At 67.7% G+C, this 26,063-nt stretch carries 26 protein-coding genes and 1 pseudogene; 18 read left to right on the top strand and 9 right to left on the bottom strand.

The window, feature by feature from the left end; all coding sequences use genetic code 11:
* Position 1 precedes the first annotated feature (1 nt).
* Complete coding sequence (truB, locus tag ABIC25_RS01840; protein WP_004021890.1) at positions 2 to 901, top strand: tRNA pseudouridine(55) synthase TruB; 900 nt, start codon at positions 2 to 4, stop codon at positions 899 to 901.
* Between the two features lie 27 nt (positions 902 to 928).
* Here truB and ABIC25_RS01835 read toward each other — a convergent pair whose 3' ends face one another.
* Positions 929 to 1,597, bottom strand: a complete 669-nt coding sequence (locus ABIC25_RS01835; RefSeq protein ID WP_004021889.1) for a metal-dependent transcriptional regulator — start codon at positions 1,595 to 1,597, stop codon at positions 929 to 931.
* 100 nt (positions 1,598 to 1,697) lie between these two features.
* On the opposite strand from ABIC25_RS01835, the gene ABIC25_RS01830 reads away from it, so the two are divergent.
* From ABIC25_RS01830 to ABIC25_RS01820, 3 genes are all read left to right on the top strand, one after another.
* Positions 1,698 to 2,666 (top strand): bifunctional riboflavin kinase/FAD synthetase, encoded by a 969-nt coding sequence (locus ABIC25_RS01830; protein WP_081487019.1) that lies wholly within the window; start codon positions 1,698 to 1,700, stop codon positions 2,664 to 2,666.
* A 146-nt stretch (positions 2,667 to 2,812) separates the two neighbouring features.
* A complete protein-coding gene (rpsO, locus tag ABIC25_RS01825; RefSeq protein WP_004021887.1) occupies positions 2,813 to 3,082 on the top strand; it encodes a 30S ribosomal protein S15 in 270 nt (89 codons plus the stop codon).
* 473 nt (positions 3,083 to 3,555) lie between these two features.
* The gene (locus ABIC25_RS01820) at positions 3,556 to 5,844 is read left to right on the top strand and encodes a polyribonucleotide nucleotidyltransferase (RefSeq protein WP_354559684.1); all 2,289 of its coding nucleotides are present in this window, start codon (positions 3,556 to 3,558) and stop codon (positions 5,842 to 5,844) included.
* Between the two features lie 72 nt (positions 5,845 to 5,916).
* On the opposite strand, the gene ABIC25_RS01815 is transcribed toward ABIC25_RS01820, so the two are convergent.
* On the bottom strand, positions 5,917 to 6,657 hold the full coding sequence (locus ABIC25_RS01815; RefSeq protein ID WP_101818712.1) for a chymotrypsin family serine protease: 741 nt from the start codon (positions 6,655 to 6,657) through the stop codon (positions 5,917 to 5,919).
* Positions 6,658 to 6,793: 136 nt separating this feature from the next.
* On the opposite strand from ABIC25_RS01815, the gene ABIC25_RS01810 reads away from it, so the two are divergent.
* Positions 6,794 to 8,275 (top strand): putative nucleotidyltransferase substrate binding domain-containing protein, encoded by a 1,482-nt coding sequence (locus tag ABIC25_RS01810; protein ID WP_354559683.1) that lies wholly within the window; start codon positions 6,794 to 6,796, stop codon positions 8,273 to 8,275.
* A 6-nt stretch (positions 8,276 to 8,281) separates the two neighbouring features.
* Positions 8,282 to 9,061: an NRDE family protein gene (locus ABIC25_RS01805; protein ID WP_354559681.1), complete on the top strand. Its 780-nt coding sequence runs from the start codon at positions 8,282 to 8,284 to the stop codon at positions 9,059 to 9,061.
* Between the two features lie 10 nt (positions 9,062 to 9,071).
* On the opposite strand, the gene ald is transcribed toward ABIC25_RS01805, so the two are convergent.
* On the bottom strand, positions 9,072 to 10,187 hold the full coding sequence (gene ald, locus ABIC25_RS01800; RefSeq protein ID WP_101818715.1) for an alanine dehydrogenase: 1,116 nt from the start codon (positions 10,185 to 10,187) through the stop codon (positions 9,072 to 9,074).
* Positions 10,188 to 10,332: 145 nt separating this feature from the next.
* Between ald and ABIC25_RS01795 the strand changes: the two genes are divergently transcribed.
* The 4 genes from ABIC25_RS01795 to ABIC25_RS01780 all read left to right on the top strand — a co-directional run bounded on the left by ABIC25_RS01795 (position 10,333) and on the right by ABIC25_RS01780 (position 12,633).
* Entirely contained in the window at positions 10,333 to 10,815 is a 483-nt protein-coding gene (locus ABIC25_RS01795; RefSeq protein ID WP_354559679.1) for an Lrp/AsnC family transcriptional regulator, read from the top strand.
* Positions 10,816 to 10,883: 68 nt separating this feature from the next.
* Positions 10,884 to 11,633: a 4-hydroxy-tetrahydrodipicolinate reductase gene (dapB, locus tag ABIC25_RS01790; protein ID WP_101818948.1), complete on the top strand. Its 750-nt coding sequence runs from the start codon at positions 10,884 to 10,886 to the stop codon at positions 11,631 to 11,633.
* A 3-nt stretch (positions 11,634 to 11,636) separates the two neighbouring features.
* A complete protein-coding gene (locus ABIC25_RS01785) occupies positions 11,637 to 12,176 on the top strand; it encodes a hypothetical protein (RefSeq protein ID WP_354559678.1) in 540 nt (179 codons plus the stop codon).
* Positions 12,177 to 12,180: 4 nt separating this feature from the next.
* Entirely contained in the window at positions 12,181 to 12,633 is a 453-nt protein-coding gene (locus ABIC25_RS01780; RefSeq protein WP_354559676.1) for a flavodoxin family protein, read from the top strand.
* 8 nt (positions 12,634 to 12,641) lie between these two features.
* On the opposite strand, the gene ABIC25_RS01775 is transcribed toward ABIC25_RS01780, so the two are convergent.
* The 3 genes from ABIC25_RS01775 to ABIC25_RS01765 all read right to left on the bottom strand — a co-directional run bounded on the left by ABIC25_RS01775 (position 12,642) and on the right by ABIC25_RS01765 (position 15,252).
* Positions 12,642 to 13,460 carry a hypothetical protein gene (locus ABIC25_RS01775; protein ID WP_354559674.1) on the bottom strand — a complete coding sequence of 273 codons (819 nt, stop codon included), beginning with the start codon at positions 13,458 to 13,460 and terminating at the stop codon, positions 12,642 to 12,644.
* Between the two features lie 132 nt (positions 13,461 to 13,592).
* Positions 13,593 to 14,093, bottom strand: coding sequence for an endo-1,4-beta-xylanase (locus tag ABIC25_RS01770; RefSeq protein WP_354559673.1), 501 nt, complete (start codon positions 14,091 to 14,093; stop codon positions 13,593 to 13,595).
* Entirely contained in the window at positions 14,086 to 15,252 is a 1,167-nt protein-coding gene (locus ABIC25_RS01765) for a hypothetical protein (RefSeq protein ID WP_354559671.1), read from the bottom strand. The genes ABIC25_RS01770 and ABIC25_RS01765 overlap by 8 nt, the downstream gene beginning before the upstream one ends.
* A gap of 299 nt (positions 15,253 to 15,551) precedes the next feature.
* On the opposite strand from ABIC25_RS01765, the pseudogene ABIC25_RS01760 reads away from it, so the two are divergent.
* Together ABIC25_RS01760 and ABIC25_RS01755 are read left to right on the top strand one after the other, a co-directional pair.
* Positions 15,552 to 15,797: pseudogene (locus ABIC25_RS01760) on the top strand (flavodoxin family protein); the annotation flags it as partial.
* A gap of 400 nt (positions 15,798 to 16,197) precedes the next feature.
* The gene (locus ABIC25_RS01755) at positions 16,198 to 17,592 is read left to right on the top strand and encodes an HNH endonuclease signature motif containing protein (protein WP_354559670.1); all 1,395 of its coding nucleotides are present in this window, start codon (positions 16,198 to 16,200) and stop codon (positions 17,590 to 17,592) included.
* Here the strand turns inward: ABIC25_RS01755 and ABIC25_RS01750 are convergent.
* Positions 17,526 to 18,446, bottom strand: coding sequence for an NAD(P)H-binding protein (locus tag ABIC25_RS01750; RefSeq protein ID WP_354559668.1), 921 nt, complete (start codon positions 18,444 to 18,446; stop codon positions 17,526 to 17,528). The two genes, ABIC25_RS01755 and ABIC25_RS01750, sit on opposite strands and share 67 nt — an antisense overlap.
* Before the next feature lie 135 nt (positions 18,447 to 18,581).
* Here ABIC25_RS01750 and ABIC25_RS01745 point away from each other — a divergent pair, with 135 nt between their 5' ends.
* Complete coding sequence (locus ABIC25_RS01745) at positions 18,582 to 19,568, top strand: AraC family transcriptional regulator (protein WP_354559666.1); 987 nt, start codon at positions 18,582 to 18,584, stop codon at positions 19,566 to 19,568.
* Here ABIC25_RS01745 and ABIC25_RS01740 read toward each other — a convergent pair whose 3' ends face one another.
* Positions 19,569 to 19,970 (bottom strand): HNH endonuclease, encoded by a 402-nt coding sequence (locus ABIC25_RS01740; RefSeq protein WP_197505669.1) that lies wholly within the window; start codon positions 19,968 to 19,970, stop codon positions 19,569 to 19,571.
* A gap of 81 nt (positions 19,971 to 20,051) precedes the next feature.
* Here ABIC25_RS01740 and ABIC25_RS01735 point away from each other — a divergent pair, with 81 nt between their 5' ends.
* From ABIC25_RS01735 to ABIC25_RS01720, 4 genes are all read left to right on the top strand, one after another.
* Positions 20,052 to 20,885, top strand: coding sequence for a thymidylate synthase (locus ABIC25_RS01735; protein ID WP_354559665.1), 834 nt, complete (start codon positions 20,052 to 20,054; stop codon positions 20,883 to 20,885).
* A complete protein-coding gene (locus ABIC25_RS01730) occupies positions 20,882 to 21,409 on the top strand; it encodes a dihydrofolate reductase (RefSeq protein WP_248645298.1) in 528 nt (175 codons plus the stop codon). Before ABIC25_RS01735 ends, ABIC25_RS01730 begins: the two co-directional genes overlap by 4 nt.
* Positions 21,409 to 22,638 (top strand): winged helix-turn-helix domain-containing protein, encoded by a 1,230-nt coding sequence (locus ABIC25_RS01725; RefSeq protein ID WP_354559663.1) that lies wholly within the window; start codon positions 21,409 to 21,411, stop codon positions 22,636 to 22,638. The genes ABIC25_RS01730 and ABIC25_RS01725 overlap by 1 nt, the downstream gene beginning before the upstream one ends.
* Positions 22,639 to 22,714: 76 nt before the next feature.
* Positions 22,715 to 23,494, top strand: a complete 780-nt coding sequence (locus tag ABIC25_RS01720) for an HAD-IIB family hydrolase (protein WP_354559662.1) — start codon at positions 22,715 to 22,717, stop codon at positions 23,492 to 23,494.
* Here the strand turns inward: ABIC25_RS01720 and ABIC25_RS01715 are convergent.
* Entirely contained in the window at positions 23,491 to 25,149 is a 1,659-nt protein-coding gene (locus ABIC25_RS01715) for an alkaline phosphatase D family protein (protein ID WP_354559661.1), read from the bottom strand. The genes ABIC25_RS01720 and ABIC25_RS01715 overlap by 4 nt on opposite strands.
* A gap of 149 nt (positions 25,150 to 25,298) precedes the next feature.
* On the opposite strand from ABIC25_RS01715, the gene thyX reads away from it, so the two are divergent.
* Positions 25,299 to 26,051, top strand: coding sequence for an FAD-dependent thymidylate synthase (gene thyX, locus ABIC25_RS01710; RefSeq protein ID WP_004021867.1), 753 nt, complete (start codon positions 25,299 to 25,301; stop codon positions 26,049 to 26,051).
* Positions 26,052 to 26,063: the final 12 nt, after the last annotated feature.

Here is a 26,063-nt window from a genome sequence, read left to right as displayed (position 1 = left end):
CGTGGCCGACGCAACCATCGAGAACGCCGGGCTGCTCGTCGTCGACAAGCCGGCCGGTATGACGAGCCACGACGTCGTCTCGCGCTGCCGGAAGATCTTCAACACCCGCCGCGTCGGCCATGCGGGCACCCTCGACCCGATGGCGACCGGCGTCCTGGTCGTCGGGATCGAGAGGGCCACAAAACTTCTCGGTCTGTTGTCGCTGACCACGAAGTCCTACACGGCGACGATCAGGCTCGGTGCGTCCACGACGACCGACGACCGCGAGGGGGAGATCCTTTCCACCGCGGACGCATCCGGGGTGTCCGATACCGAGATCGCCACGGCGATGGTCGAACTCACCGGTGACATCCAGCAGGTCCCGGCGAAGGTCAGCGCGATCAAGGTCGACGGCCGACGGGCGCACGCGCTCGTGCGTACCGGCGCCGACTTCGACCTCGCGGCGCGCCCGGTCACCGTGTCCCGCTTCGAGCTGCTCGCCACCCGGCGCGACGGGGAGTTCGTCGATCTCGATGTGGTGGTGGACTGTTCGTCGGGTACCTACATCCGATCACTGGCACGCGATCTCGGCGCCGCCCTGGAACTCGGCGGGCACCTCACCGAACTCCGCCGGACCGCGGTCGGCCCGTTCACGCTCGACCATGCGCGCACGCTCGACGACGTGCGCGAGGAGCCGCGCGTCAGCCTCGACATCGACGAGGCGGTCAAGATCTCGTTCCCGCGCCGGGACATCGACGACGACGAGGCCGAGTCGATCAGTCAGGGACGGTGGCTGGAGCCGATCGGACGCAAGGAGATCTATGTCGTCGTCGACCCGCGGGAGCAGGCGATCGCGCTGATCCAGGAGAAGGGTCGTCGCGCGAGTTCGGTGATGGTGGTCCGGCCGGCGACGCTGCGCTGACGCCCGTGACCGCGCTCCCGGACCGGTTCAGGCGCGCGGGACGACGAAGATGGCGCGCGCGGCGATGTCGCCGAGGTCGATCGGATCGGCATCGTCGAGCGACACCGAGATCGTGCCCGCGAACGGGCGTTTCTCGGCGACGGTCACCACGCAGTCGAGCGCGACGCCCACCTGATCGAAGTAGCGCAGCATCTCGGGATCGGTGTCGGAGATCCGGGCGATGGCGCCCGACGCCCCCACATCCAGGTCGGCGAGCAGGGCCGCGTCCGGCGCGGGGATCGTGCCGTCCAGGGCGGGGATCGGGTCACCATGTGGATCCCGGTCGGGGAAACCGAGTTTCGCGTCCAGCCGGGCCATCAGACGGTCGGAGACCGCGTGCTCGAGGATCTCCGCCTCATCGTGCACCTCGTCCCACCGGTATCCGAGTTCGCGCACCAAAAAGGTCTCGATCAGACGATGGCGGCGCACCATCAGGATGGCCGCGGATCGACCCTCGTCGGTCAGGGTGACCGCGCCGTACGGTTCGTGGGAGACGAATCCCTGGTCGGCGAGCTTGCGGATCGCCTCCGAGGCGGTGGATGCGGACACACCGAGGGACTGGGCCAGCAGCTTGGTGGTGACCTTGACGTCCTCCCACTCCTGGCTGGTCCAGATCACTTTGAGATAGTCCTGGGTCACCTGTGACAGTTCTGTCACCGGACGATCCGATCCCCGAGGCATGACCAAGAGCTTAACCCCACCGCAAACGCGAGTGGCGGTGGTGGTTTGGAACACCGGGTGCCCGTAGTCTGGTCGCGTGTTGCGATGGCGAGGTCTGGACGACATCCCCGCGGACTGGGGACGGTGCGTGGTCACCATCGGTGTCTTCGACGGTGTCCACCGGGGACACGCCGAGCTCATCAGCGCCGCCACCACGGCGGCGAAGGAGCACGGGGTGCCGGCGGTGCTGATGACATTCGATCCGCATCCGTCCGAGGTGGTCCGGCCGGGATCCCATCCGCCGCAACTGACGACGCTGACGCGGCGCGCCGAGCTGGCCGAGGAACTCGGCATCGACGTCTTCTGCGTCATGCCGTTCACCCCCGAACTCGCCGCCCGGTCGCCGAAGGACTTCGCCCACGACATCCTCGTGGAGACGCTGCACGCCGCCGTCGTGGTGGTCGGCGACAACTTCACCTTCGGTCGCAAGGCGGCCGGGGACGTGTCCAAGCTCGCCGAACTCGGTGGGAAATTCGGCTTCTCGGTGGAATCGGTGTCGCTGTTCGGTGAACACGCGGTGACGTTCTCGTCGACCTACATCCGTTCCTGTGTCGCGGCCGGTGACGTGGACCGTGCCACCGAGGCGCTCGGTCGGCCGCATCGGGTCGAGGGCGTCGTGGTGCGCGGCGACGGCCGCGGCCGCGACCTGGGCTACCCGACGGCCAATGTGGCGCCGCCGATGTACGCCGCCATCCCGGCCGACGGCGTCTACGCCGCCTGGTTCACGATCCTCGGCGCCGGTCCGGTCGTCGGCGAGGTCGAGCCGGGGGAGCGGTACGAGGCCGCGGTGTCGGTGGGCACCAATCCGACGTTCTCCGGCCGGACTCGCACCGTCGAGGCGTTCGTGCTCGACAAGAGTGCCGATCTGTACGGCCAGCACGTCGCCGTCGACTTCGTCCATCGCATCCGTGGCATGGAGCAGTTCGACGGCGTCGACGATCTGATCACCGCGATGGGTGACGACGTCACGAAGACCAGGGAGATCCTGGCCGCGGCCGAGAGCTGAGGGTCCACGGCCCGCTCGCTGCGCTCCCGGCGCCGATTTGGGCCGCGTCCCACCCGGGCTGTAGCCTGATCAGTCGGTGTTGCTGCAGTCCGCGGTGGCGCATCGTTGTCGTTTCGGACGCGGTACTGAGAAACAGGAGTATCTCCATGGCTTTGACTGTCGAGCAGAAGAAGGAAATCCTCGCCGAGTACGGTCTGCACGAGACCGACACCGGTTCGCCCGAGGCCCAGGTCGCGATGCTGACCAAGCGCATCACCGACCTCACCGAGCACCTGAAGCAGCACAAGCACGACCACCACAGCCGGCGCGGCCTGCTCCTGCTGGTCGGGCGCCGTCGTCGTCTGCTCAAGTACGTCGCCAAGGTCGACATCAACCGCTACCGTTCGCTCATCGAGCGCCTCGGCCTGCGTCGCTGATCCCACGACTTCGACCGGCCGCCCCCGAATCCGGGGGCGGCCGGTTTGTCGTATGCATGTTCGTCGTATTGAGGTATTGACAGTCGGCGGTGATACGCTGACAGACGGATCGTGCCGGAACTCGAGGCAGTACGGAACGACCAGCCAGATCGGTCCTCGGTAGTGGCCGCCGGAAACCTCGCCCGGGCAATCCCCGGGCGCGCAGGATTCCGGCCGCTTCGATCGAAGGCCGTCTGAGCACTCATCCGGCGCAGATACGCTGCGCCATTCACCGTGCTGCCGCACATTCTCGGCGCGTTCTGGGTCGGTCCGATCCGCGCGTGCGCTCTCGAGGACATGTCCGCTCGATGCGGCATGTGAGTACGTGCTGCGCACCTCCGCGATGACCACCCCCAACCGCACAAGCGGCCGACTTCGCGTGGCCGCGTCAGACGGCCGCCACCGGCAGCCGCTACGAAGGGATTCCACCCCACATGACAGATGTGAACACGACCGAAGACTTCGCCGACGACTACGACGACGCCATCACCGAGGCGACCGCCGTCATCGACAACGGGAGCTTCGGCACCCGCACGATCCGGTTCGAGACCGGACGCCTCGCGCTGCAGGCCGCCGGGTCGGTCACCGCCTACCTCGACGACGAGAACATGCTGCTCTCGACCACCGCGGCGTCGAAGCACCCGAAGGAGCACTTCGACTTCTTCCCGCTCACCGTGGACGTCGAGGAGCGGATGTACGCCGCCGGACGCATCCCCGGATCGTTCTTCCGTCGCGAGGGCCGCCCCTCGACCGACGCGATCCTGACCTGTCGCCTCATCGACCGTCCGCTGCGCCCGTCGTTCGTCGACGGTCTCCGCAACGAGATCCAGGTCGTCGTGACCGTCCTCTCGCTCAACCCCAACGACCTCTACGACGTCGTCGCGATCAACGCCGCGTCGGCCTCGACCCAGCTCGCCGGCCTTCCGTTCTCCGGCCCCGTCGGCGGCGTGCGCGTCGCGCTCATCCCGACCGAGGAGAACAAGGCCGGACAGTGGGTCGCGTTCCCGACCGTCGAGCAGCTCGAGGGCGCCGTGTTCGACATGGTCGTCGCGGGCCGCATCGTCGCCGGCTCCGGTGACACCGCCGACGTCGCGATCATGATGGTCGAGGCAGAGGCCACCGACAACGTCATCGACCTCGTCGCCGGTGGCGCACAGGCGCCGACCGAGGCGATCGTGGCCGAGGGCCTCGAAGCCGCCAAGCCGTTCATCGCCCGCCTCTGCGAGGCGCAGAAGTCCCTGGCCGCCGCCGCGGCCAAGGAGACCGCCGAGTTCCCGCTGTACCCGCCGTACCAGTCGGACGTCTACGACGCCGTGGCCGCCGCTGCCACCGATCGCCTGTCGGAGATCCTGACGATCGCGGGCAAGCAGGAGCGCGACGACAAGACCGACGAGCTCAAGGCCGACATCCTGGCCCAGCTCGGCGAGCAGTTCGAGGGTCGCGAGAAGGAGATCGGCGGCGCCTACCGGTCGCTGACCAAGAAGCTCGTGCGCCAGCGCATCCTGACCGACCACTTCCGCATCGACGGTCGCGGCATCACCGACATCCGCGCGCTCTCGGCCGAGGTCGCGATCATCCCGCGCGCCCACGGCAGTGCGCTGTTCGAGCGCGGCGAGACCCAGATCATGGGTGTCACCACTCTCGACATGGTCAAGATGGCGCAGCAGATCGACTCGCTCGGACCCGAGACGTCCAAGCGGTACATGCATCACTACAACTTCCCGCCGTACTCGACCGGTGAGACCGGTCGCGTCGGGTCGCCCAAGCGTCGCGAGATCGGCCACGGTGCTCTCGCCGAGCGTGCCCTGATGCCGGTGCTGCCGAGCGTCGAGGACTTCCCGTATGCGATCCGTCAGGTCTCCGAGGCACTGAGCTCCAACGGCTCGACGTCGATGGGCTCGGTCTGCGCGTCGACCATGTCGCTGCTGAATGCCGGTGTGCCGCTGCGCGCCCCGGTCGCCGGTATCGCCATGGGTCTCGTCTCCGACACTGTCGACGGCGAAACCCGTTATGTCGCACTGACCGACATCCTCGGCGCCGAGGATGCGTTCGGCGACATGGACTTCAAGGTCGCGGGCACCAAGGACTTCGTGACGGCCCTGCAGCTCGACACCAAGCTCGACGGCATCCCGTCGCAGGTGCTCGCGGGTGCGCTCAGCCAGGCCAAGGACGCCCGGCTGACCATCCTCGACGTGATGGCCGAGGCCATCGACGAGCCGGACGAGATGAGCCCGTTCGCGCCGCGGATCACCACCATCAAGATCCCGATGGACAAGATCGGTGAGCTGATCGGCCCCAAGGGCAAGACGATCAACGGCATCACCGAGGAGACCGGCGCCAACATCTCCATCGAGGACGACGGCACCGTGTTCGTCGGTGCCTCGGACGGCGTCAAGGCGCAGGCGGCCATCGATCGCATCAACGCGATCGCCAACCCGCAGCTGCCGAAGGTCGGGGAGCGTTTCCTCGGCACCGTCGTCAAGACCACCGCGTTCGGTGCGTTCGTGTCGCTGCTGCCGGGTCGCGACGGTCTGGTGCACATCTCGAAGCTCGGCAAGGGCAAGCGCGTCAACAAGGTCGAGGACGTCGTCAACGTGGGCTCCAAGCTCCGCGTCGAGATCGCCGACATCGACGAGCGCGGCAAGATCAGCCTCGTCCCGGTCGACGATGCCGCCGACAAGGCGGAGGCACCGGCTGCCGAGGCAGCCACCGCAGACGCCTGATCTGACACCGAGTGGGTCCGGAAGGGGCCCGTCGTCCATGCGGACGGCGGGCCCCTTCGCCGTGTCGTGGCTCTACCGACGATCGGGTTCGTCGAACCAGATCTCGAATCCGTCGGTCCAGGCCGTTCCGGAGCCGGCGATCTGCTCGTACAGACCCTCGATGGTCTGGGCCGTCGAGATCGCCTGGTCGGGGTTCTGGGTACCGAAGTTCCCGCTCGAGGAGATCCCGACGAGGACGTACCGGCCGGCGCGGGTCTCCTGGTACCAGGGCGACCCGGAGTCGCCGCCCAGGACGACGAGCTCGGCGTTGACGAGCCGGTGTTCGGGTGCCGCGTCCTGATGCAGCAGTCCCGTCACGGTGCCGACTGTCGTGCCGGTGCGTTCACCGGTCTTGGCCACCGGTTCGCCGACCTCGGGGTCGGCCGCCGTCACGAACACCGGGTCCACGTCCCAGTCGTCCTCGATCGCGATGACGGTGTAGCCGCGGGGATCGGCGAGGGTGATCGACCCGTCCGGGGTGCCGCCGTCGTCCTTCCATTCCACGACCTCGCCGATCGGCTCGCCGTCGGTGGTGGTGACCTCGTCGCCGACACCGTCGGCGCAGTGTCCGGCGGTGACCGCGAGACGGTCGCCGTCGGCATTGGTCCCGAAGAATCCGATGGAGCACAGTCCGTCGCCGATCAGGATGCCCTGCCCGGCGGTGAGCGTGTCGGCGTACCGGGGCGTGACCGCGGTTGCGGGGGTTGCGGTGCCCAGCGCCACGGCCAGGGCGGCCAGCAGGGTGGTCGCGGCGGCGACGTGAGGCTTGATCATCGTGGTGTCCTTTGCTCCGAGCGGGTGTCTGCTCCGTTGGAGTGCCGCACGGGACCTGTGGTGTCCGGCCCGACCCGGAATCATCCGACCGGCCGACGGCCCGGTCGGTCGCGACGCGCGCCTAGACTCTGCAGAGATGTCCGGTGAGGAGAAGGTGCAGCTGACGGTCGCGCGCCGTCGCGACGCCGGCGACGTCTCCGCCGCGCGCGCCGTCGCCGAACTCCTGCGCACCGCACCGGTGATCGGCCGGGCCGACATGACCGTCCGTCAGGCGGCCACGCTGATGACCGAGCGCGGACAGGATTATGTGGTCATCCCGCTGCCGGACCGACGCCACGGTGTGCTGACCGACGGCGACATCCGGGCCGAGGTGGTCGCGGCCGGGCGCAGCGTCGACACCGAGGTCGGGGAGATCGTGACGGAGCCGGCGTTCGTCGTCGATGCCTGGGCGGCCGCCGTGGACGTCCTGACCGAACTCGTCGATCGTGACCTCTCGATCGTCCCGGTGTGCGACGCCGACGGCGATGTGGTCGGTGTCGTCGGTCCGGGCGATTTCGTCGCCGACCCGGCGGGTGCCGGAATCCCTCTGCGCGAACAGATCCGGCGGTCGATCGACGTCGACGAGCTGCAGGGGCACGCGCGCCGACTGCCGCAGTTCGTCGCCGACCTGGTGCGCCGCGACCGGCCGCCGTACGAGATCACCCGCGCGGCGTCCCTGATCGTCGATTCGGTCGTCGGTCGTGCGCTCGATGTCGTCCTCGCCGCCCATCCCGAGCTCGATCCGGCGGCGTTCACCTGGCTGTCGCTGGGCAGCACCGCCCGTCGGGAACCGGTCTTGAGCTCCGACGTGGATTCGGCTGTCTCTCTCGACGATTCGGTGGCCGGCGAGATCGATCGGTACCGGTCGGCGTTCGGTGAGGTCGACGAGGTGTTGCGGAACGCGGGACTGCGGGTCGACGCCAACGGCGCCCTCGCGTCGAAGCCGCTGTTCGCGCGGACGCACTCGCAGTGGCAGGCGGCGGCGCGGGGCTGGATCGACGACCCGCTCGCGGGCAAGGGGATGATCTTCACGTCGCTGATGCTCGACGGCCGGCCGGTCCGCGGGGGCGGCGCGTCGTCGGCGACGCCGGCGGTGGCGATGATCGCCGGCCTGCGGCGTGACCCGAGGACGATGAATCTGCTTCTGGCCGAGACTCTGGCGACGCGCGCCCGGTTGCGTTCCCGGCGTGATGTGCTGACCGGGCGGGGCAACGTCGTCGACATCAAGAAGCATGCGGTCACACCGCTGGTCAACATCGCGCGATGGGCTGCGGTCAGTGTCGGTTCGACCGACGTCGACACCCGGGGCCGTCTGCGCGCGGCGTCCGGCAGCGAGATGCTGCCGGACGAGCAGGCGTCGATGCTCATCGAGGTCTTCGACGTGTTGCAGCGCGTCCGACTGCGATATCAGGTCGCGCAGTTCGACAACGGCGACCCGCCCGGCGATCGGTTCGACGTCAGACAGTTGTCCCCGCTGGACCGCAGCCTCCTCGGGCAGGCGGTCCGCGAGATCGCCGGTGTGCAGCGGCGGATGTCCACCATGAGCCGACTCCTCCCCGGACCCGAGCAGGTGACCTGAGACCCGATGTGTCTGATCCTCTTCGCGTGGAACGCCCACCCCACCCGGCGTCTGATCGTCGCCGCCAACCGGGACGAGCAGCACCGCCGCCGCACGTTCGCGCTGTCGCACTGGGACGACCTGCCGATCCTCGGGGGTCGCGATGCCGTCGCCGGCGGGACGTGGATGGCCGTCTCGGCGGAGACGCCCGACCGGGTGGCGATGGTCACGAACGTCCGCGTCGGTCCGGCTAGACGAGCCGGAATCCGTTCGCGCGGACAGCTTCCCGTGGACTATCTGGTCGGTGACGACGATCCGAAGGTGTACGCGCACCGGGTCGTCGACGACGCTGCCGCGTACGACCCGGTCAATCTGCTCGTCGCCGATCGGAACGAGCTGTGGTGGATGACGAACTGGCCGGAGCCGCACGCCGAGCGGGTCGCCGACGGCGTGCACGGTCTCTCCAACGGGGCCCTGGACAACGACTGGCCGAAGGTCGTCGACGGTGCGGCGGCGCTGGGCGAGCTGGTCGAGGCGGAGGGCGCCGATCCAGACGCCGCCACCCTGGACGAGTCCTACTTCGCCATGCTGGCCGACCAGGATCGGCCGGACCCGGCGAGGCTGCCCGACACCGGCGTCGGCCCACAGGCCGAGGCGGCGCTGTCGTCGATGTTCATCAACATCCCCGGATACGGCACCCGGGCATCGACCCTTCTGCGGGTCGGGCACGACGGCCACGGATCGATGACCGAGCGCCGCTACGGCTGGCGAGGGCGTCGTCGGGGAACCACGACCCTGACCTTCTGACCGCTGCTGCTCAGTTGTGCGCGAAAGGGTTCGGCGACACTTCCAGGCCGAGTGCGGCGCCGACCTCCGCGGTGAACAGTTCGCCGTCTCGCGTGCTCAGCCCCGAGGCGAGTGCAGGGTCGGCCGCGCACGCCTTCGCCGGTCCCGAATCGGCCAGCCGGAGGACGTGCGGGAGGGTGGCGCCGGTGAGCGCCTGGGTCGACGTACGCGCGACATTGCCGGGCATGTTCGCGACGCAGTAGAAGACGGTCTCGTGGACGGCGAAGGTCGGATCATCATGCGTGGTGGGCCGGGAGTCCTCGAAACAACCACCCTGGTCGATCGCGACGTCGACGAGCACCGCGCCCGGCTTCATCCGGGCGACAGTGCTGTTCGAAACGAGGACCGGTGCCTTGGCACCCGGGACGAGAACGGCTCCGATCACCAGGTCGGCGTCGACGACGGCGGACTCGATCGCGAGTGCCGTGCTGTACCGGGTGTGGACGCGGCCGGCGAAGCGGGCGTCGACGGCCCGCAGTTTGGCGATGTCGATGTCGAAGACGGTGACCTGGGCGCCCATGCCGAGCGCGATCTGGGCCGCGTTGACGCCGCTGACGCCACCGCCGAGAACGACGACGTCGGCGGGCTCGGTTCCCGGGACGCCGCCCATCAGTACGCCCCGGCCACCCGCCGAACGCATCAGGTGGTAGGCGCCCACCTGCGGTGCGAGGCGTCCGGCGACCTCGCTCATCGGGGCCAGGAGGGGGAGTGCACCGTCGGCGCTGCGGACCATCTCGTAGGCGATGGAGGTGATGCCCGAGGCAAGCAGTGCCTGTGTGCACTCTCGGCCCGCCGCGAGGTGAAGGTAGGTGAACAGGGTCTGATCCCGGCGCATCAGCGGGAACTCGGAGGCGATCGGTTCCTTGACCTTCAGCAGCAGATCGGCCTGCTCCCACACCTCGGCGGCCGATCCCAGGATCTGTGCGCCCGCGGCCTTGAAATCGTTGTCGGGAATCGCCGAGCCCTCACCCGCACCGGCCTGGATCACGACGTCGTGACCGCGATGGTGGAGTTCGGCGACGCCGGCCGGGGTGATGGCCACCCGGTACTCGTGGTTCTTGATCTCGGTGGGGATGCCGATACGCATGGTGACTCCGTACTGGTTGCGTCTCCTGAATGTTCCTCGATGAACTGATTCCAGCGTGAAGGAACGTCGACCGTGTCACAATGTGACTGAAGAATATTCTCGACAGTCGGGATTCGCCGACGATTCTGTGATCGGAGAGCATGCGATGCCGGCGACGCCGAAGGATGTTCGGACGGGCGACCTCGACGCGACGGACCGGGAACTGCTGCGACTGCTGCAATCGGATGCGCGGATGCCCAACAGCGAACTGGCCCAGCGCGTCGGCATCGCCGCGTCGACCTGCCATGGGCGTCTGCGGAGGCTCGTCGAACTCGGCATCATCCGCGGCTTCTTCGCCGATGTCGACCCGGCCGCGCTGGGACGTCCGTTGCGCGGGATGGTCGCCGTCAGCCTGCAGTCCGACGCGCGTGGGCGGATCCGGCAGTTCGTCGGCGAGATCGCCACCCACGACGAGGTGATCGACGTGTTCTTCCTCGCCGGCACCGACGACTATCTGCTACATGTCGCCGCTGCCGACACCGAGGCGCTGCGCCAGTTCGTCGAACGACTCAACGGCCGGCCGGAGGTCGCCGGCACCACCACGTCGCTGGTGTTCGAGCACCGCCGCGGCGGTGCCCCGATCTTCTGAGGCTCCGACGCCACTAGACTGGGCCGGCAACGGTTGGGATGTGGCGCGTCGACAAGAAGAGGGTGGGCATGAGCGGTATCAAGGTGGGCGTCCTGGGCAGCCAGGGCAAGGTCGGGCAGGCGATCGTCGCCGCGGTCGAGAACGCCGACGACCTCACCTACACCGTGGGCGTCGACAAGGGGGACTCCCTGGAGTTCTTCACCGACACCGAGACCCAGGTCGTCGTCGACTTCACCCACCCCGATGTGGTGATGGACAACCTGAAGTTCCTCATCGCCAACGGGATTCACGCCGTCGTCGGCACCACCGGATTCACCGAGGAACGACTGGACACGGTCCGTGGCTGGCTGTCGGACAACCCCGGCGTGGGCGTCCTCATCGCACCCAACTTCGCGATCGGCGCCGTGCTGTCCATGCGTTTCGCCGCGCAGGCCGCCAAGTACTACGAGTCGGTCGAGGTGATCGAGTTGCACCACCCGCACAAGGCCGACGCGCCGTCGGGTACCGCCTATCGGACGGCAGAGCTGATCGGGCGGGCGCGGGCCGAGGCCGGGGTCGGACGGAGCCCCGACGCCACGACCGAGGAACTCGACGGCGCCCGCGGCGCTGTCGTCGACGACGTGCGCGTCCACTCGGTACGGCTCGCCGGACTCGTCGCCCATCAGGAGGTGCTGCTCGGCACCGCCGGTGAGACGCTCACCATCCGGCACGACTCCCTCGACCGGGCGTCGTTCGCACCGGGAGTGCTCCTGGGCGTGCGCAGCATGGCCGGCCGCCCGGGCCTCACCATCGGGCTCGAAGAACTGATGGACCTCTGACCGATGACCCCCGCCGATCCGCAGGGTGAACCAGCCCACGACGACGACACCGAAGGCGGCGCACCGCGCCTGGGCCCGCGGAAGAAGGACTCCCGGCCGATCGTCTGGATGATCGGGTTCCTGGTCGTTGCGCTGATCGTCTACTTCGTGTTGCTCGGATGGCGCGGCTTCCAGCTGATCGCCTCCGGTTCGCTGGCGGGCATCGGTCTGGGCGTGGGCGTCATCGCGCTGCCGCTCATCGGGGCATGGCTGGTCTACGCGACGCTGCGGGCGGGGCTCGAGCACCAGAAACTCGCCGCGATCATGGCCGACGAGGGTCGCGAACTCGACATCTCCCACCTGCCGCACCGCGCATCGGGCCGCATGGAGCGCGACGCGGCCGACGAACTCTTCGCACAGGTGAAGGCCGAGTGGGAGGCCGACCCGAACGACTGGCGCAACACCTACCGCATCGCCCGTGCCTACGACTACGCCGGCGACCGCACCCGCGCCCGCTCGATGATGAAGCGGGCCGTCGCCCAGTACCACGGCCGGGAACAGTAGCCCGGTGAGCCGGCTGCTGATCGTCCACCACACGCCGTCTCCGGCGTGCCAGGAGATGTTCGAGGCCGTCGTGTCCGGCGCGACCGATCCGGAGATCGAGGGCGTCGAGGTGATCCGACGGGCCGCGCTCGCCGTCACCGCCTCCGACTTCCTCGACGCCGACGGGTACCTCCTCGGCACGCCCGCCAATCTCGGATACATCAGCGGCGCACTGAAACACGCCTTCGACGTCAGCTATTACCAGATCCTCGACTCGACCCAGGGCCGACCGTTCGGGCTGTACCTCCACGGCAATCAGGGCACCGAAGGTGCTGTGCGAGCGGTCGATTCGATCACCGGCGGGCTCGGTTGGACCAAGGCCGCCGAACACGTCATCGTCTCCGGGGCCCCGGGCAAAGACGACCGCGAAGCATGCTGGGAGCTGGGCGCGACGGTCGCGGCGGGGTTGATGGAGTAGCCATCGCGTCACTGCGGATGCCACCCGCCACCGAGGTCATTCTCGTGGGCCGAGGCCACGTAGCCGACTGCCTCGACGACCGCCGGGCACACGGCGTTCATCGCCTCGCCGAGCTGTAACCAGCGCTCTGCCCCGGTGGGGTCAACGTAGCGAAAGACCTGCTCGAACGCGAACACCGGCATGAGGTCGATAGAACCTCCACCGGCGGGCCGCGCGAACTCAACACGCGCGAGGACCCCGCCCGCCTCAACCACTCCCTCGTACACGCTCGACTTCACGCCGGGTGGTGAGGGTGATACGCGCACCTCGGCCATCCGAACTACGTTGTTGGCCACTACGTTCAGCAGTCGATGCTTGTCAGTGTTCGAGAGGTGCTGCAGCACGTGCAGTGGGTGCAGTTTGTCAGCGCCTGCGTGGTACGGCTGTTGGGACTCCAACACCTTGGTAACTGTCGGGCCGTACCACTTCTTGCGTTTGCCGATCCACTTCTTGAAAGACTCGGCCGAGCGCTGGAGTGGGAACGCCACGTCCAGAGGGCTGTTCGCCTGAATCCGTGGCGGTGTGACAGCCCAGACCGCGTGGTCCATTGCGGCTCTGAGGTTGTGGATGACGTCGCCCATGAGCAGCGACGACCTCGTGTAGTCCGGGACTTCATCGAGCGTCCACTCAGCCCAGACGGTGGGCTCCGACGCCTCAGACATGTTGCTGCGTCGGGAGTACTTCTTCTCGGCGGTGAGCAGTTCTTCGAGTAGGTCCCGCCACTCGTCTCGAATCTCGAATGCGCGCACGATCTTGTCCAGGCCCGGCAGGCGCGCGCTCTCGCTCATGCGCAGAGCGTATCTGCTGCGGCTGGCCCGGCCGCCGCTATCGTCGCCCGTGGGTCTCGAGGCCATCCGCCGTCACCTTCTACACCGCTCCCGGTGACCGCTATCCCGCGGGGGCGGTGTGTCATTTTAGGGTTAGGCAGGCTCGACGGGGCCGACCCTCCAACCTCTGTCGCGAGCTTTCGCCAACATCGCCTTAGCGGCGAGCAGGCAGGCGCCCTTGTCTGTCGGTGGCAGCTCGTTGAAGTCGATGTGGCCGTGGTCGTCGGGTCGGTCGTCGTTCATCGAGTCGTCCCACACAGTGAACGGCGTGCGGCTCGCGCTGCCCTCTGGAGACTTGATCTCGACGGACTCGACCTCCTCGACCGACACCGCCAACACACCCACGGGCGGTGTGTAGGTGGTGCCCTTGGCGTCGCACCGTGCCTTGATCGACGATGCTCGATCTTTGTAAGCCTGCTCGGGCGTCGTGGCGTCGCCGCGCGCGATAGACAGGCGGTTGAGGTCCTTCTTGTCCGCAGTGCTGAGCTTGAATGCCTGGGGGTCGACTACGCCGTCCTTGTACCAGTTGGCGATGATGGGGCGCAGCAGCTCCATCCCGGCGTCGGTGATCCGCTCGCGCCTGAATTCACTCATCGGCGACGTCCTCCTCGATCAACCACGTTGCGAGCCGGTCGGTCAGGTTGGCCGCGCCCTCGGGCACCGTCGCGTCCTGAAAGGTACCCGCCTCCACATCGGCGGTGTGGACGTAGAGTGCGCCGGACGGTTCCACCTCGATCGACAGCTGGTTCTCGGTCTCGGGCCAGTAGAACCGCACGCCGCCCTCCTCGGTCGGGAACACCGAGCGGGTGATGTTGCCCAGGTTCCTCATCGCCTTGATGACCTCGCGCCCCCGGTCGATGACCTCGGCTGAGATCGCGTCCCCAGCGTCACCGTCGAGCCAGCCCTCCTCCAGGGAGGCCAACGCTTCGAGTCCCTGACTGGCCGCCCGATCGTCCTCGGTCAGGTCCACAATCCGCAGCGTGGCACCCGTTTCCAGCTCGACGAGCCGACCGTCTGATTTGAAGGTGCCGACGCCCTCGGCCCGACAGTCGAATATCTGGCGGTCGGGCTCGATCCTGGCCTTGATGTCGGACTCGGTGTAGGGCACCACAACTCGCGTCTTTCGCCCACGGTCCTTGACGGTGAGCTTGCCCACCTCGGGGTTGAACCCAGCCACCAGCCCTTCCACAACAACGGGTTTGGTGTATTCGCCGAGAACCTTCACGAGACCATTACTGCGAGCCTCGGCGGTATAGGTGGTGACCTCGGACCAATCCTGTAGAGGTGTCGGGCTGACCTGGATTCCCTCACGCGGATTGAGGGTTTGTCCGAACTTCTTGAGCTTTGAGGGCGGTAGGCGGCGGATCTCCACAGGGATCTCACCCTGGTCGGTGTACGCACAGTGAACGTACTGCTGCATCACGGTCATTGCCCGGTCGAAGTCTTTCTTGACCTCGGTCGGACCAAACATGTCGGAGACATCGAGGGCGGGTTCGTGCTCCAACACCGGCACCGCAGAGCCGCCCAGCACTTCCGTCAGCCGCAGTCCCACGCTGGAGTCGTATCCCCCCGGCAGTCGTTTGCCGGGATGGCGATCACGCCAGAACATCTCGACGAGGGTACGCATTAGGTCGTCGAACGCGGCAACCTCAAGCAGGGAGTCGGCGGGCATTCCCGCGCCATCGAACCGTGGACCCGATAGTCGCAACGCCGCGATGACACGCGAGTCATCGTAATCGCCGGAATAGGCCATGCGTGCAGGTTAGTCGAGGGCACTGACCTCAATGGATCGAACCCCGAGGATCTGGCCCATACGGGGGCTCAGGCCCGCACGCCTGCCGGGGTGATCCCGAAAGGTGCCCGGCGTCGCACCGCTCCTGATATTGGCGAGTGCGACCGCGCGGGCGTCGGGGTCGTCGAGGGGGAGGAACAGCGCCTGTCGACGCCGGTCTGGGATACCTTGCCATCGGTGTAGAGCTGGTGCGCGAGTCCGGTGATCGAGACCCAACAGCTGGTCAGCGCGGTGCTCATAGTAAGAGAGTTACGACATATAAACACGCCTTCGACGTCAGCTATTACCAGATCCTCGACTCGACGCAGGGCCGGCCGTTCGGGCTGTACCTCCACGGCAACCAGGGCGCCGAAGGCGCTGTGCGAGCCGTCGATTCGATCACCGGCGGACTCGGTTGGACCAAGGCTGCCGAGCGCGTCATCGTCTCCGGCGCCCCGGGTAGACAAGACCGCGAACCGTGCTGGGAGCTGGGGGCGACTGTCGCGGCAAACCTGATGGAAGGATGAGCCTTGCAGGGCCGATCTCGGGAGAGGACCTGAAGAACGACTATCCCGAGCTGTGATTCGAAAAGCTCATGTCACGAATCGAGAGCGACGCCGCCAACTGGTTCGAAGAGTCGGATGCATTGCCTGACGGGCGACTCCGTGACCGGCGGTCAATCTGGGACCTACCTGTTTCGTTGGTTTGCCGGAACAGCGGACTCTCAAGAAGCATCAGGGGGTAACCACGGCGGCCGCGGCTGGGTTCGCCAAGGTTCTTGAGAGTGTTCCGCGGAACACTCTCGACCTCGGGTTGAGGCCCGAGATTTGTCGGTGGCGGCCGATATATTTGTCCTGTCCCGTTCGTCTGGTTCAGGGGGTTGCGTTGGGGGTCAGTGCTTTTCGTTCGGGTGGTGATGTGTCGTCGATGTTCGACGGTGCGGATCCGGTGTCGTTGTCGGATGAGGTGCTCGAGGGGCGGGTGCTGGGGTACGCCGCGCAGATCACGGCGCTGACGGCGGATTTCCTGGACCTGGTGGCGGAGCTAGATGAGCGGGAGTCGTGGCGGGGGCCGGGGATTCATTCGCTGGCGCACTGGTTGTCATGGAAGGCCGGTATTGCGCCGCGAACGGCGCATGAGCAGGTGAGGGTCGCGAAGGCGATCCGAGGATTGCCGTCGATTCGCAACGCTTTTGGTGAGGGCCGGTTGTCGTATTCGAAGGTTCGGGCGTTGACGCGGGTGGCTACGCCGGAGCGCGAGCAGGAATTGGTGAATCTTGCGCTGTCGTGCACGGCGAGCCAGTTGGATCGGGCGGTGCGGGCGATGGTCGGTATCGACCGCAACCGCGGTGTCGAGGACGGGAGTGGGCCGCCAGTGGAGTCGACGGGCCGGTGGAAGTGGAACTTCGACGGTTCGTTGTCGGTGTCGTTGACCCTGTCTCCGTTGGACGGTGCACGTTTCCTGGCGGGCACAGTGCGCGCCGAGTATGAACGCACCCGCACGGCTGAGGACCCGGACCTGCCGAGCGTTCCGCGGAACACTCCAGACGATATGGAGACCGAGTCTGGTGAGCGGGACTCGGAGGTCAAGCCGGCGAATCGTCGGGATCTGTGGCGGCAGGTGCCGTCGAATGTGGCGCCGGCGGTGGTCGCAATGGCCGACATGGTGCATGACGGGATCGCTATGCCCGAACTCGCACCCGGTGCGGAGATCCTCGTTCATGCCGGTGCAGGGATGGAGCACGCTCATCTCGATGACGGTCCCGGGTTGTCGGAAGTCGAGATGGCCGAAGCTCGGTGCGGGGCGTCGACGCGGGAAGTGGTGAGCCGCAGGGTGCCTGGTCGTCCGGGGACCTTGGCGTTGTTGGGTGTGGGGCGTAAGTCGCGGGCGCCGAACAAGGCCCTGATCAGGGCGTTGTTCCTACGTGATCGGTGTTGTCAGATGCCGGGGTGTGGTCGGACGCGTCATCTGCATGCCCATCATGTGCGGTTCTGGTCGGCGGGTGGGCGGACGGATCCGGACAATCTGATCTTGTTGTGTGGGTCGTGTCATCGGTCGTTGCATCGGGGTGAGTTCTCTATCACCGCGCACGGTGAGCAGCGGTTCACCTTTCGCAGTCCGGACGGTGTCGAGATCGTGGCAGCCCCGCCGACCTCGAAACCGGTGGGCTGGGTGCCCGATTCCCGGATCGGTGCAACGGCGACGGTGCCGGTCGATGGCGGGCGGATGGACTTGGGGTACACCACCGAGGTGCTCTACGCCGTGTGGGAATGGAAGGAACGCAACTCTTCTCGCGTCGATCTCGCCAGATCGGCGGCGTAGGCGTCGATCGTCGTCGGACCGGTGATCACCGTGGTGCCCGGACGTCGGCCGACGACCCGGCCGTCGTTGATGGCCCGGGTCATGCCCACATGGTGACGCGCGACGTCGGGGCTGAAGCCGGCCTCAGCAACGAGGGTCGCGATCATGTCGTCGTCGGACAACCGCTGGTAGTGCAACTCGGGGAGACCGAAGGCGTCGCCCAGTGCGTTTGTCACAGTCCGCTGATCGACGTCCACCGGACCCAGGATTTCACTCGTCAGATGTCCGCCGCCCCAACCCGTTTCGACCAGCGCGTCCACCGCTGCCGCGGCGATGTCCCGCGTGGCGACCATCGGAACACGCACCTCGGCGTCGAGCGAGTCCGCGATCAAGCCCGCGTTCTGCATCAGCGGGAGGTAGGAGCGGGCGTTGTCGTAGAACCAGCCCGCACGCAGAGCGAGTACCTCGACATCGGACAACGCCGCCAAGCCCTCCTCCAGGATGTGCAGACCGACGAGAAACCCGGTGCCGGCCGGGATCTCCGCTCCGACACTGCTGAGGGCGACCACTCGCGGAACGTCCGACTCACGGACCGCACGGACAATCGATTCGGTCATCGTCCGTTGCGAGGCGAGATGGTCGGTGGCGGTGTAGTCCGCGGGCTGCAGAACGAACACGGCCGACGAGCCGCGCAGCGCTGCGGCGAGCGCGGACGGATCTGTTGTGTCGCCGACCGCGGTATCGGCGCCCAGCCGGGCCAGGGCGTCGAGCCGCTCGGGCGAACGGCCGACCGCCCGAACCCGATGTCCGCCGTCGAGCAGGCGGGTGGTGACCTGTGCGCCGACGGTGCCCGTCGCGCCGAGAATCGTGTACATGAGACCTCCTTGACTGATGCTGTGAGTCCAGAATCGTCGGAGATGGCCGGACGTTCCATGGCGTAGGGTCCGTCATTCTTGTCCGAACGTCCGAGTTCTTCGGACGTTCTGCACGCGATGGTCGATCATGGAGGGGTGCGCACCGCCGACGACATACATCCGGACCCGTTCCACACCCCCGATCCGCTCGGGGAGGCCCTGCACTTCTTCCGGCTGAACGGCGCGTTCTACTGCCGATCCGAACTGAGCGAGCCGTGGGCCCTCACGATGCCGGTGTGGGAGGACTGCCTGTGTGTACACCTGGTCGTGTCGGGAGTCCTGCGCCTGTCCGCGCCGAATGGTGAGACGCTGAGCTTCGGGCCGGGGGATCTCGTCGTCGTGCCACACGGCCGGTCGCACGTCATCCGCGGACACGCCGAGGCGACCTTCGCCCCGGTCGTCACCGAGCTGCCCCATGACTACCTGAGCGACCGGTATGCCATCCTGCGCCACGGCGGCGACGGACCCGATCGAACTGTCCTCATCTGTGCGGTGGTCAGATTCGACCATCCCTCGGCGCGATCGTTGACGTCGATGCTGCCGCCGGTCCTCACCATCCGTGCCACCGAATCCCGCTCGGGTGCGAACGCATCGTGGCTGCGGGACCTCATGCGCATCGTGATCGACGAGGCCGGCGAACTCCGGCCCGGGGGCGAAGCGGTCATCACCCGGTTGTCCGACATCATCGTCATCCACGCCATCCGATCGTGGTTACAGGACGCGGAGGGCACCCGCACCGGATGGCTCGGAGCTCTCGCCGATCCCCGACTCGGCCGAGCGGTCGCCGCGGTCCACCGGGATCCGGCTGCACCGTGGAGCGTCGATCGTCTGGCCCGGGTGTGCACCATGTCGCGGTCGACATTCGCGGCGCGGTTCACCGCCGTCGTCGGCGAGCCGGCGATGCAGTACGTCACCCGCTGGCGGATGTATGTGGCGGCAGATCGTCTCCGCGATCAGGACGCGTCGGTTGCATCGGTGGCGGGCGGTCTCGGCTACTCGTCCGAAGCGGCGTTCAGCCGGGCGTTCAAGCGGGTCAACGGGTCATCGCCCGGCCGGGTTCGACGCGAGGCGCGAGCTGGGTGATCAACCGTCCTGGTCGGCGTCCGGGTCGACGGCTTCGGCGAGCGCCCTGCTCACCTCGAACTGCCGGACCAGGAACGCCTTCTCGTCCAGCTTCTTGCGCCGCATCCACGTCGTGACCTCGGAGTTGCACTTGCTCGCATTGCACGAACCGCAGCACGGCACGACGTTGGCGACGGTGTAGCGGCCGCCCCGGGAGATGGCCAGCATGCAGTCCCGCTGCAAGGCGACACCGACCGCGCCGCAGTACGCGCACCCACCCCAGGCCTCCTGCAGTGCGAGCCACTGGGTGTCGGTGAGGTCGTTGTCGCGCGCGGCGACACGCTTTCGACGACGCTTCGCGTAGCGATTGGCGCGGGTCGTGCTGCGGGTGGCCACGAGGGGAGAGTACCGCCCGGACCACATGAGTCACAGCTGTCACAACCCGACGTGGCGTCGTGTCGTGCGCCCGGCGGTACGACCGCGGCTTTGCCTAGACTGGCAGCCGTGAGTACGGCCATCCGCGACATGTCATCGACCGGGACCATCCCGACACCGTACGAGGACCTGTTGAGCCTCGTCATGGAGACCGGGACACCGAAGGCCGACCGCACGGGAACCGGGACACGCAGCCTGTTCGGTCGACAGTTGCGCTACGACCTCGCCGAGGGCTTCCCGCTGATCACCACCAAGAAGGTGCACCTGAAGTCGATCGTCTACGAGTTGCTGTGGTTCCTGCGCGGTGATTCCAACGTGCGGTGGCTGCAGGAGCGCGGGGTGAGCATCTGGGACGAATGGGCCGACGAGAACGGTGAACTCGGACCCGTCTACGGGGTGCAGTGGCGGAGCTGGCCGACCCCGTCGGGCGAGCACATCGATCAGATCTCGGCCGCGCTGGAATTGCTCAAGACCAACCCCGATTCGCGCCGGAACATCGTGTCCGCGTGGAACGTGGGGGAGATCCCGCAGATGGCCTTGCCGCCCTGCCACGCGTTCTTCCAGTTCTATGTCGCCGACGGCAAACTGTCGTGCCAGCTGTACCAGCGCAGCGCCGACCTGTTCCTCGGCGTGCCGTTCAACATCGCGTCGTATGCGCTGCTGACCCACATGATGGCCCAGCAGGCGGGCCTCGAGGTCGGCGAGTTCGTGTGGACCGGCGGCGACTGCCACATCTACGACAACCACGTCGACCAGGTCACGCTGCAACTGTCGCGCGAGCCGTATCCGTATCCGAAACTGGAACTGCGCAAGCGGGACTCGATCTTCGACTACGAGTACGACGACATCGCCATCGTCGATTATCAGTCCCACCCCGGGATCAAAGCCCCGGTGGCAGTGTGACATCCGACCTCGCGGGGGAGGGGTCGCGCCAGGTGCGGCTGGTCTGGGCGCAGGGACGGGGCGGGGCGATCGGCCGGGACAACACGATCCCGTGGCGGGTCCCCGAAGACGTGGCTCGGTTCAAGGAACTGACGGTCGGGCACCCGGTTGTCATGGGCCGCAAGACGTGGGATTCGCTGCCGCCGCGCTTCCGGCCGCTGCCCGGCCGTACCAATGTGGTGGTCACCCGCGACGCGGGATGGTCCGCCGACGGGGCGACGGTCGCGGGATCGGTCGCCGACGCGCTCGAGCTGGCCGGCGGTGACCATATCGGGGTCATCGGTGGTGGCGAGATCTACCGGCTGGCAATGGGATTCGCCACCGAACTGTGCGTGACGGAGATCGACGTCGAGGTCGACGGTGCCGACGCGCATGCGCCGGAGATCACCGACGACTGGACGGTGGCGGTCCGTGGCGAGTGGCAGACCTCGACGAGCGGGATCCCGTACCGATTCGTCGACTACCGGCGGACCCGGCAGGCCTGATGCCGCCGGATCGTCTCTCGCCGGCTCAGGCGCGCCGAACCGCGCTGGCCGCACAGGGTTTCACCGACCGCGGGCCCGCCGCGGCGCCCACCATGGCGCACCTGAAGCGGGTTGTCGGCCGGACCAGGCTCCTGCAGATGGACTCGGTCAACATCGCCGCGCGAGCCCACTACATGCCGCTGTACTCTCGGCTCGGCCCCTACGACCCCGATCTGCTGCACCGCGCCGCGTGGCAACCCGGGCGGAGTCAGCGGTTGCTCGTCGAATACTGGGCGCACGAGGCCGCGCTGATCCCGGTGGCCGACTGGCCGCTCTTCCGGTGGCGGATGGATGAATTCGCCGATGGACGGTATCGGCACACGCGAGACGTGATGCGTCGCAACCGTTCTCTGGTGAGTGACGTCCGGGCGGTGATCGAGGCGCTGGGCGCGACCACGCCCCGCGCCATCGAAGCGGAATTGGGCATCGAACGGGCACCCGGCGCCGCGGGCAGCTGGTGGCAGCGGGGTGAGGTCAAGCACCTGTGCGAGGCCATGTTCGCTGCCGGTGACCTGTCCGCCGTGCGCAACGGCAACTTCGTGCGCCACTACGACCTCACCGAGCGGGTCGTCGGCGCCGACACCCTCGCGCAGCGACCCAGCCGCGCCGAGGCGCACCGTGAACTCGTCAGCCGCGCCGCACAGGCACTCGGAGTCGCGACCGTCGCCGATCTGGCGGACTACTACCGGCTCCGGCCGGCCGACGCGCGACCCGCGGTCGCCGAACTCGTCGAGAGCGGGGCGCTGCAGGAGATCTCCGTGGACGGCTGGCGCGACCCCGCCTACCTGGCCGCGGGCGCAGCGATGCCGCGACGCGTCGACACCTCGGCCATCCTGTCGCCGTTCGACCCGCTGGTCTTCTTCCGTCCGCGGGCCGAGCGTCTCTTCGACTTCCACTACCGCATCGAGATCTATGTGCCCGAACACAAACGCGTGCACGGCTATTACGTGCTGCCGTACCTGTTGGGCACCGACATCGCGGCGCGCGTGGACCTGAAGGCCGACCGCAAGAACCGCACCCTCCTGGTCCTCGGGGCGTACTGCGAACCGGGGCATCCCCGCGACCTCGTCGCCGACCGGCTGTCCGCGGATCTGCGGAACTTCGCCGGCTGGCAGGACCTCGACGACGTCGTCGTGGCCGGGCGCGGGGACCTCGCGCCCGACCTGCAACGCCTCGCGCACGGCGGGTGAGTCACGGCGGGTGCTGTGCACCGGTTGATGCAATCCTGGAGATCAGAAGTTCACGACAGCGATGGGAGACGAAGAGATGACCGTGTCGTATGAGGGCAACGACTACCGATTGGTGATGTTCGATCTCGACGACACCCTGGCGCCGTCGAAGAGCCCGCTCGACGACAAGATGGTCGAGCTCCTGCGTCGCATGCTCGACGTGAGCCTGGGCTGCATCATCTCCGGCGGCAACTTCGCCCAGTTCGAGAAGCAGGTGCTCGCGCGCCTGGGCAGTTTCGACAGCGTCGGGAACCTCCACCTCATGCCGACCTGCGGAACCCAGTACGTGCGATGGTCCGGCGACGAGTGGGAGACGGTCTACGCGGAATTCCTCACCGACGACGAGAAGCAGCGCACTCTCGACGTGCTGGAGACCGGCGCTCGCGAACTAGGCCTGTGGGCGAGCGAGACGTGGGGTGACATCCTCGAGGACCGCGGCAGCCAGATCACCTTCAGCGCGCTGGGCCAGAAGGCCCCGGTCGATGCGAAGGCGGCCTGGGACCCCGACGGGGCGAAGAAGGAGTCACTGCGCGCCTACGCTGCCGAGCGACTTCCCGACCTCGAGGTGCGCAGCGGTGGTTCGACGTCGGTGGATGTCACCAAGAAGGGCATCGACAAGGCCTATGGCGCACTGAAGTTGATGGACATCCTAGGACTGGGCACAAGCGACATCCTGTTCTTCGGCGACCGGCTCGACGAAGGCGGCAACGACTACCCGGTCAAGGCCCTCGGGATCACCTCGATCGCGGTTCACGGCTGGCCCGACACCCACGCCAAGCTGTCGGCGCTGCTCGATCAGGTCGACACCGGCAGCTAGACCGCGGGCCCGCCCGCCGGGACGACCCGCTGGGTGCCGCTGGCGACTCGGTAGGACTTCGCGTAGTACTGCCCCGACCGCGGGTTCGTCTTGTCGTGCACGAAATACCAGTCCATCTGGGTGGCCGCCGGGGTCACGGTCAGGACCGAATAGCCGTGCGCGTCGAACTCGCTCCAGCGGACGTGGTGGTTGGTGGCACCGAAGGCCGAGGACACGGCGACCCCCGCGGTGTTGGCGGGCACGTTCAGCATGTCGTCGATGTTGGTGGACGTGATCGACGTACCGACCAGTTCCGTCGCGACGCTCCCGCCGCCGGGATAATTCGCCGGGTCGGCCGGGATGTCGCAGGCCCACGACGAGTGGATGTCGCCGGTGATGAACACGACGTTGTCGACGCGATCGCGGCGGAGCGATTCCAGCAACCGCCGGCGATCGGCCGCGTAACCGTCCCACTGGTCGGCGTTGTACGGGATTCCCTCGCGCGGGATGCCCAGCAGCGCGGTGACCGCCCCGGTCGTCTGCGGATCCAGCGGGGGGATCAGCACCGGGGCGATCATCACCGGATTGCCGACAATCCTCCAGCGGGTCTCCGACGACGTGAGTCCGTTGGTCAGCCACGACATCTGCGCGCGGCCGAGGATCGAGCGGGCGGGATCGTCGATGGCCGCCGACCGCGCGCTGACCTGCAGGTCGCGATAGGAGCGCAGATCGAGCATGGACAATTCGAGCAGACGGCCGAAGCGGAGCCTGCGGAACAGATGCCGGCCCGCGGTGTCGACGGCGGGGCGGATCGGCATCCACTCGGCGTAGGCGCGTAGCGCCGCGGTGCGCCGCGCGGCCCAGGACCCCTCGCCCGGTTGGTGATTCTCCGCGCCGCCCGACCACGAGTCGTTCGACGACTCGTGGTCGTCCCAGATGCAGATGAACGGCTGTTCCCGGTGCAATGCGGCCAGATCCGGGTCGGTCTTGTACTGCGCGTGGCGAGTTCGGTAGTCGCGCAACGTGATGATCTCGTGCCGGGGCTCGTGCGCCCGAACGGTTCCGGTCTTGCCGGTGTAGCGGCCGGTCTCGTACTCGTAGAAGTAGTCGCCGAGATGGACCACCGCGTCGAGTGCGGGCTGCGCGGCCAGATGACGGTAGGCGGCGAAGTAACCGGCCTCCCAGTTGGCGCACGAGACGACGCCGAAACGGATCTTCGCGACGTCGGCGCCGGCCGCGGGTGCGGTGCGCGTCCGCCCCACCGGCGACACCGCACCGGCCGCCGGGCCGGACACGACGGTGAAGCGGTAGTGGTACCGGGTCCGCGGGGCCAGGCCGGTGACATCGACCTTCACCGTGTGGTCGGCGTCGGTCGAGGTGCGGGTCTGGCCCGACGCCACGACAGTCCCGAACCCGGGATCACCGGCGACCTCCCAGCGAACCAGACTCTCCGGTCCGATCCCGGAACCGGGCGTCGCCGCCGGGGTCGGGGTGATGCGGGTCCAGAGGATGACGGCATTCGGAAGAGGGTCGCCCGAAGCGATGCCGTGGGCGAAGACGCGCGCGGACGAGGACTCGGGCGACCGCGGTGCCGCGTGGGCGACGACTGCGGGTGCGGCGAGCGCGGTCCCGGTCACGACCGCACCGGTGCGCAGGAAATCGCGTCGTGTCGTCATCGCATCCCACCCCCGGTCGTCGAGCACGCCCCCAGGGACTCTACCCGCGGGCACAGCCCGAAGGTGCGGTACGGAGGCGGTGGGGGAGAATCGGGTACCGCAGGGCACGCGGAGGTGTGGCCGTACGTGAGGGACGACAGGAGACATGCGTGTCCGAATTGGTGCCGCTGAAGGTGCAGATGGTGGCGATGACCCAGTTCACCCCTCCGGAGGACGTGCCGTGGAGCACCGACGCCGAGGGTGGTGAGGCGCTCGTCGAGTTCGCCGGTCGGGCGTGCTACCAGAGCTGGGACAAGCCGAACCCGCGCACCGCGACGAACGCCGGCTATCTGCGGCACATCCTCGAGGTCGGGCACCTGTCGCTGCTCGAGCACGCCTCGGTGACCTTCTACATCAGCGGGATCTCGCGGTCGTGCACCCACGAGCTGATCCGGCACCGGCACTTCTCGTACTCGCAACTGTCCCAGCGGTTCGTGCCCGAGCACGACTCGAACGTCGTCGCGCCGCCCGCGATCGTGGGCGACCCCGAACTCGAGGACCTGTTCACCGCGGCGACCGACGCCAGCCGGGCCGCCTACACCGAACTCCTCGCGGCGCTCGAGGCGAAGTTCGCCGACGTCCCCAACGCCATCCTGCGTCGGAAACAGGCACGTCAGGCCGCTCGGTCCGTGCTGCCGAACGCCACCGAGACCAAGATCGTCGTCACCGGCAACCACCGAGCCTGGCGGCACTTCGTCGGCATGCGTGCCACCGAGCACGCCGACGTCGAGATCCGCCAGCTGGCGGTGGAATGCCTACGCCAGCTGATGCGCGTGGCGCCCACCGTGTTCGGTGATTTCGAGATCGGCACCCTGGCCGACGGGACCGAGGTCGCGACCTCACCGTTCGTGCTGGAAGGGTGAGGATCGTCACGG

It is taken from the genome of Gordonia sp. PvP123 (assembly GCF_040547295.1).
Classification (GTDB): domain Bacteria; phylum Actinomycetota; class Actinomycetes; order Mycobacteriales; family Mycobacteriaceae; genus Gordonia; species Gordonia terrae.
Note: the sequence above shows the minus strand (reverse complement) of the source record. Positions and strands in the feature narration are given on the sequence as shown.

Excerpts from the sequence above, each read along its gene's own strand:
- rpsO (WP_004021887.1), top strand. The coding sequence starts at position 2,813 with ATGGCTTTGACTGTCGAGCAGAAGAAGGAAATCCTCGCCGAGTACGGT.
- ABIC25_RS01820 (WP_354559684.1), top strand. The coding sequence starts at position 3,556 with ATGACAGATGTGAACACGACCGAAGACTTCGCCGACGACTACGACGAC.
- ABIC25_RS01815 (WP_101818712.1), bottom strand. The coding sequence starts at position 6,657 with ATGATCAAGCCTCACGTCGCCGCCGCGACCACCCTGCTGGCCGCCCTG.
- ABIC25_RS01810 (WP_354559683.1), top strand. The coding sequence starts at position 6,794 with ATGTCCGGTGAGGAGAAGGTGCAGCTGACGGTCGCGCGCCGTCGCGAC.
- ABIC25_RS01805 (WP_354559681.1), top strand. The coding sequence starts at position 8,282 with ATGTGTCTGATCCTCTTCGCGTGGAACGCCCACCCCACCCGGCGTCTG.
- ald (WP_101818715.1), bottom strand. The coding sequence starts at position 10,187 with ATGCGTATCGGCATCCCCACCGAGATCAAGAACCACGAGTACCGGGTG.
- ABIC25_RS01795 (WP_354559679.1), top strand. The coding sequence starts at position 10,333 with ATGCCGGCGACGCCGAAGGATGTTCGGACGGGCGACCTCGACGCGACG.
- dapB (WP_101818948.1), top strand. The coding sequence starts at position 10,884 with ATGAGCGGTATCAAGGTGGGCGTCCTGGGCAGCCAGGGCAAGGTCGGG.
- ABIC25_RS01785 (WP_354559678.1), top strand. The coding sequence starts at position 11,637 with ATGACCCCCGCCGATCCGCAGGGTGAACCAGCCCACGACGACGACACC.
- ABIC25_RS01775 (WP_354559674.1), bottom strand. The coding sequence starts at position 13,460 with ATGAGCGAGAGCGCGCGCCTGCCGGGCCTGGACAAGATCGTGCGCGCA.
- ABIC25_RS01770 (WP_354559673.1), bottom strand. The coding sequence starts at position 14,093 with ATGAGTGAATTCAGGCGCGAGCGGATCACCGACGCCGGGATGGAGCTG.
- ABIC25_RS01765 (WP_354559671.1), bottom strand. The coding sequence starts at position 15,252 with ATGGCCTATTCCGGCGATTACGATGACTCGCGTGTCATCGCGGCGTTG.
- ABIC25_RS01755 (WP_354559670.1), top strand. The coding sequence starts at position 16,198 with ATGTTCGACGGTGCGGATCCGGTGTCGTTGTCGGATGAGGTGCTCGAG.
- ABIC25_RS01750 (WP_354559668.1), bottom strand. The coding sequence starts at position 18,446 with ATGTACACGATTCTCGGCGCGACGGGCACCGTCGGCGCACAGGTCACC.
- ABIC25_RS01740 (WP_197505669.1), bottom strand. The coding sequence starts at position 19,970 with ATGTGGTCCGGGCGGTACTCTCCCCTCGTGGCCACCCGCAGCACGACC.
- ABIC25_RS01725 (WP_354559663.1), top strand. The coding sequence starts at position 21,409 with ATGCCGCCGGATCGTCTCTCGCCGGCTCAGGCGCGCCGAACCGCGCTG.
- ABIC25_RS01720 (WP_354559662.1), top strand. The coding sequence starts at position 22,715 with ATGACCGTGTCGTATGAGGGCAACGACTACCGATTGGTGATGTTCGAT.
- ABIC25_RS01715 (WP_354559661.1), bottom strand. The coding sequence starts at position 25,149 with ATGACGACACGACGCGATTTCCTGCGCACCGGTGCGGTCGTGACCGGG.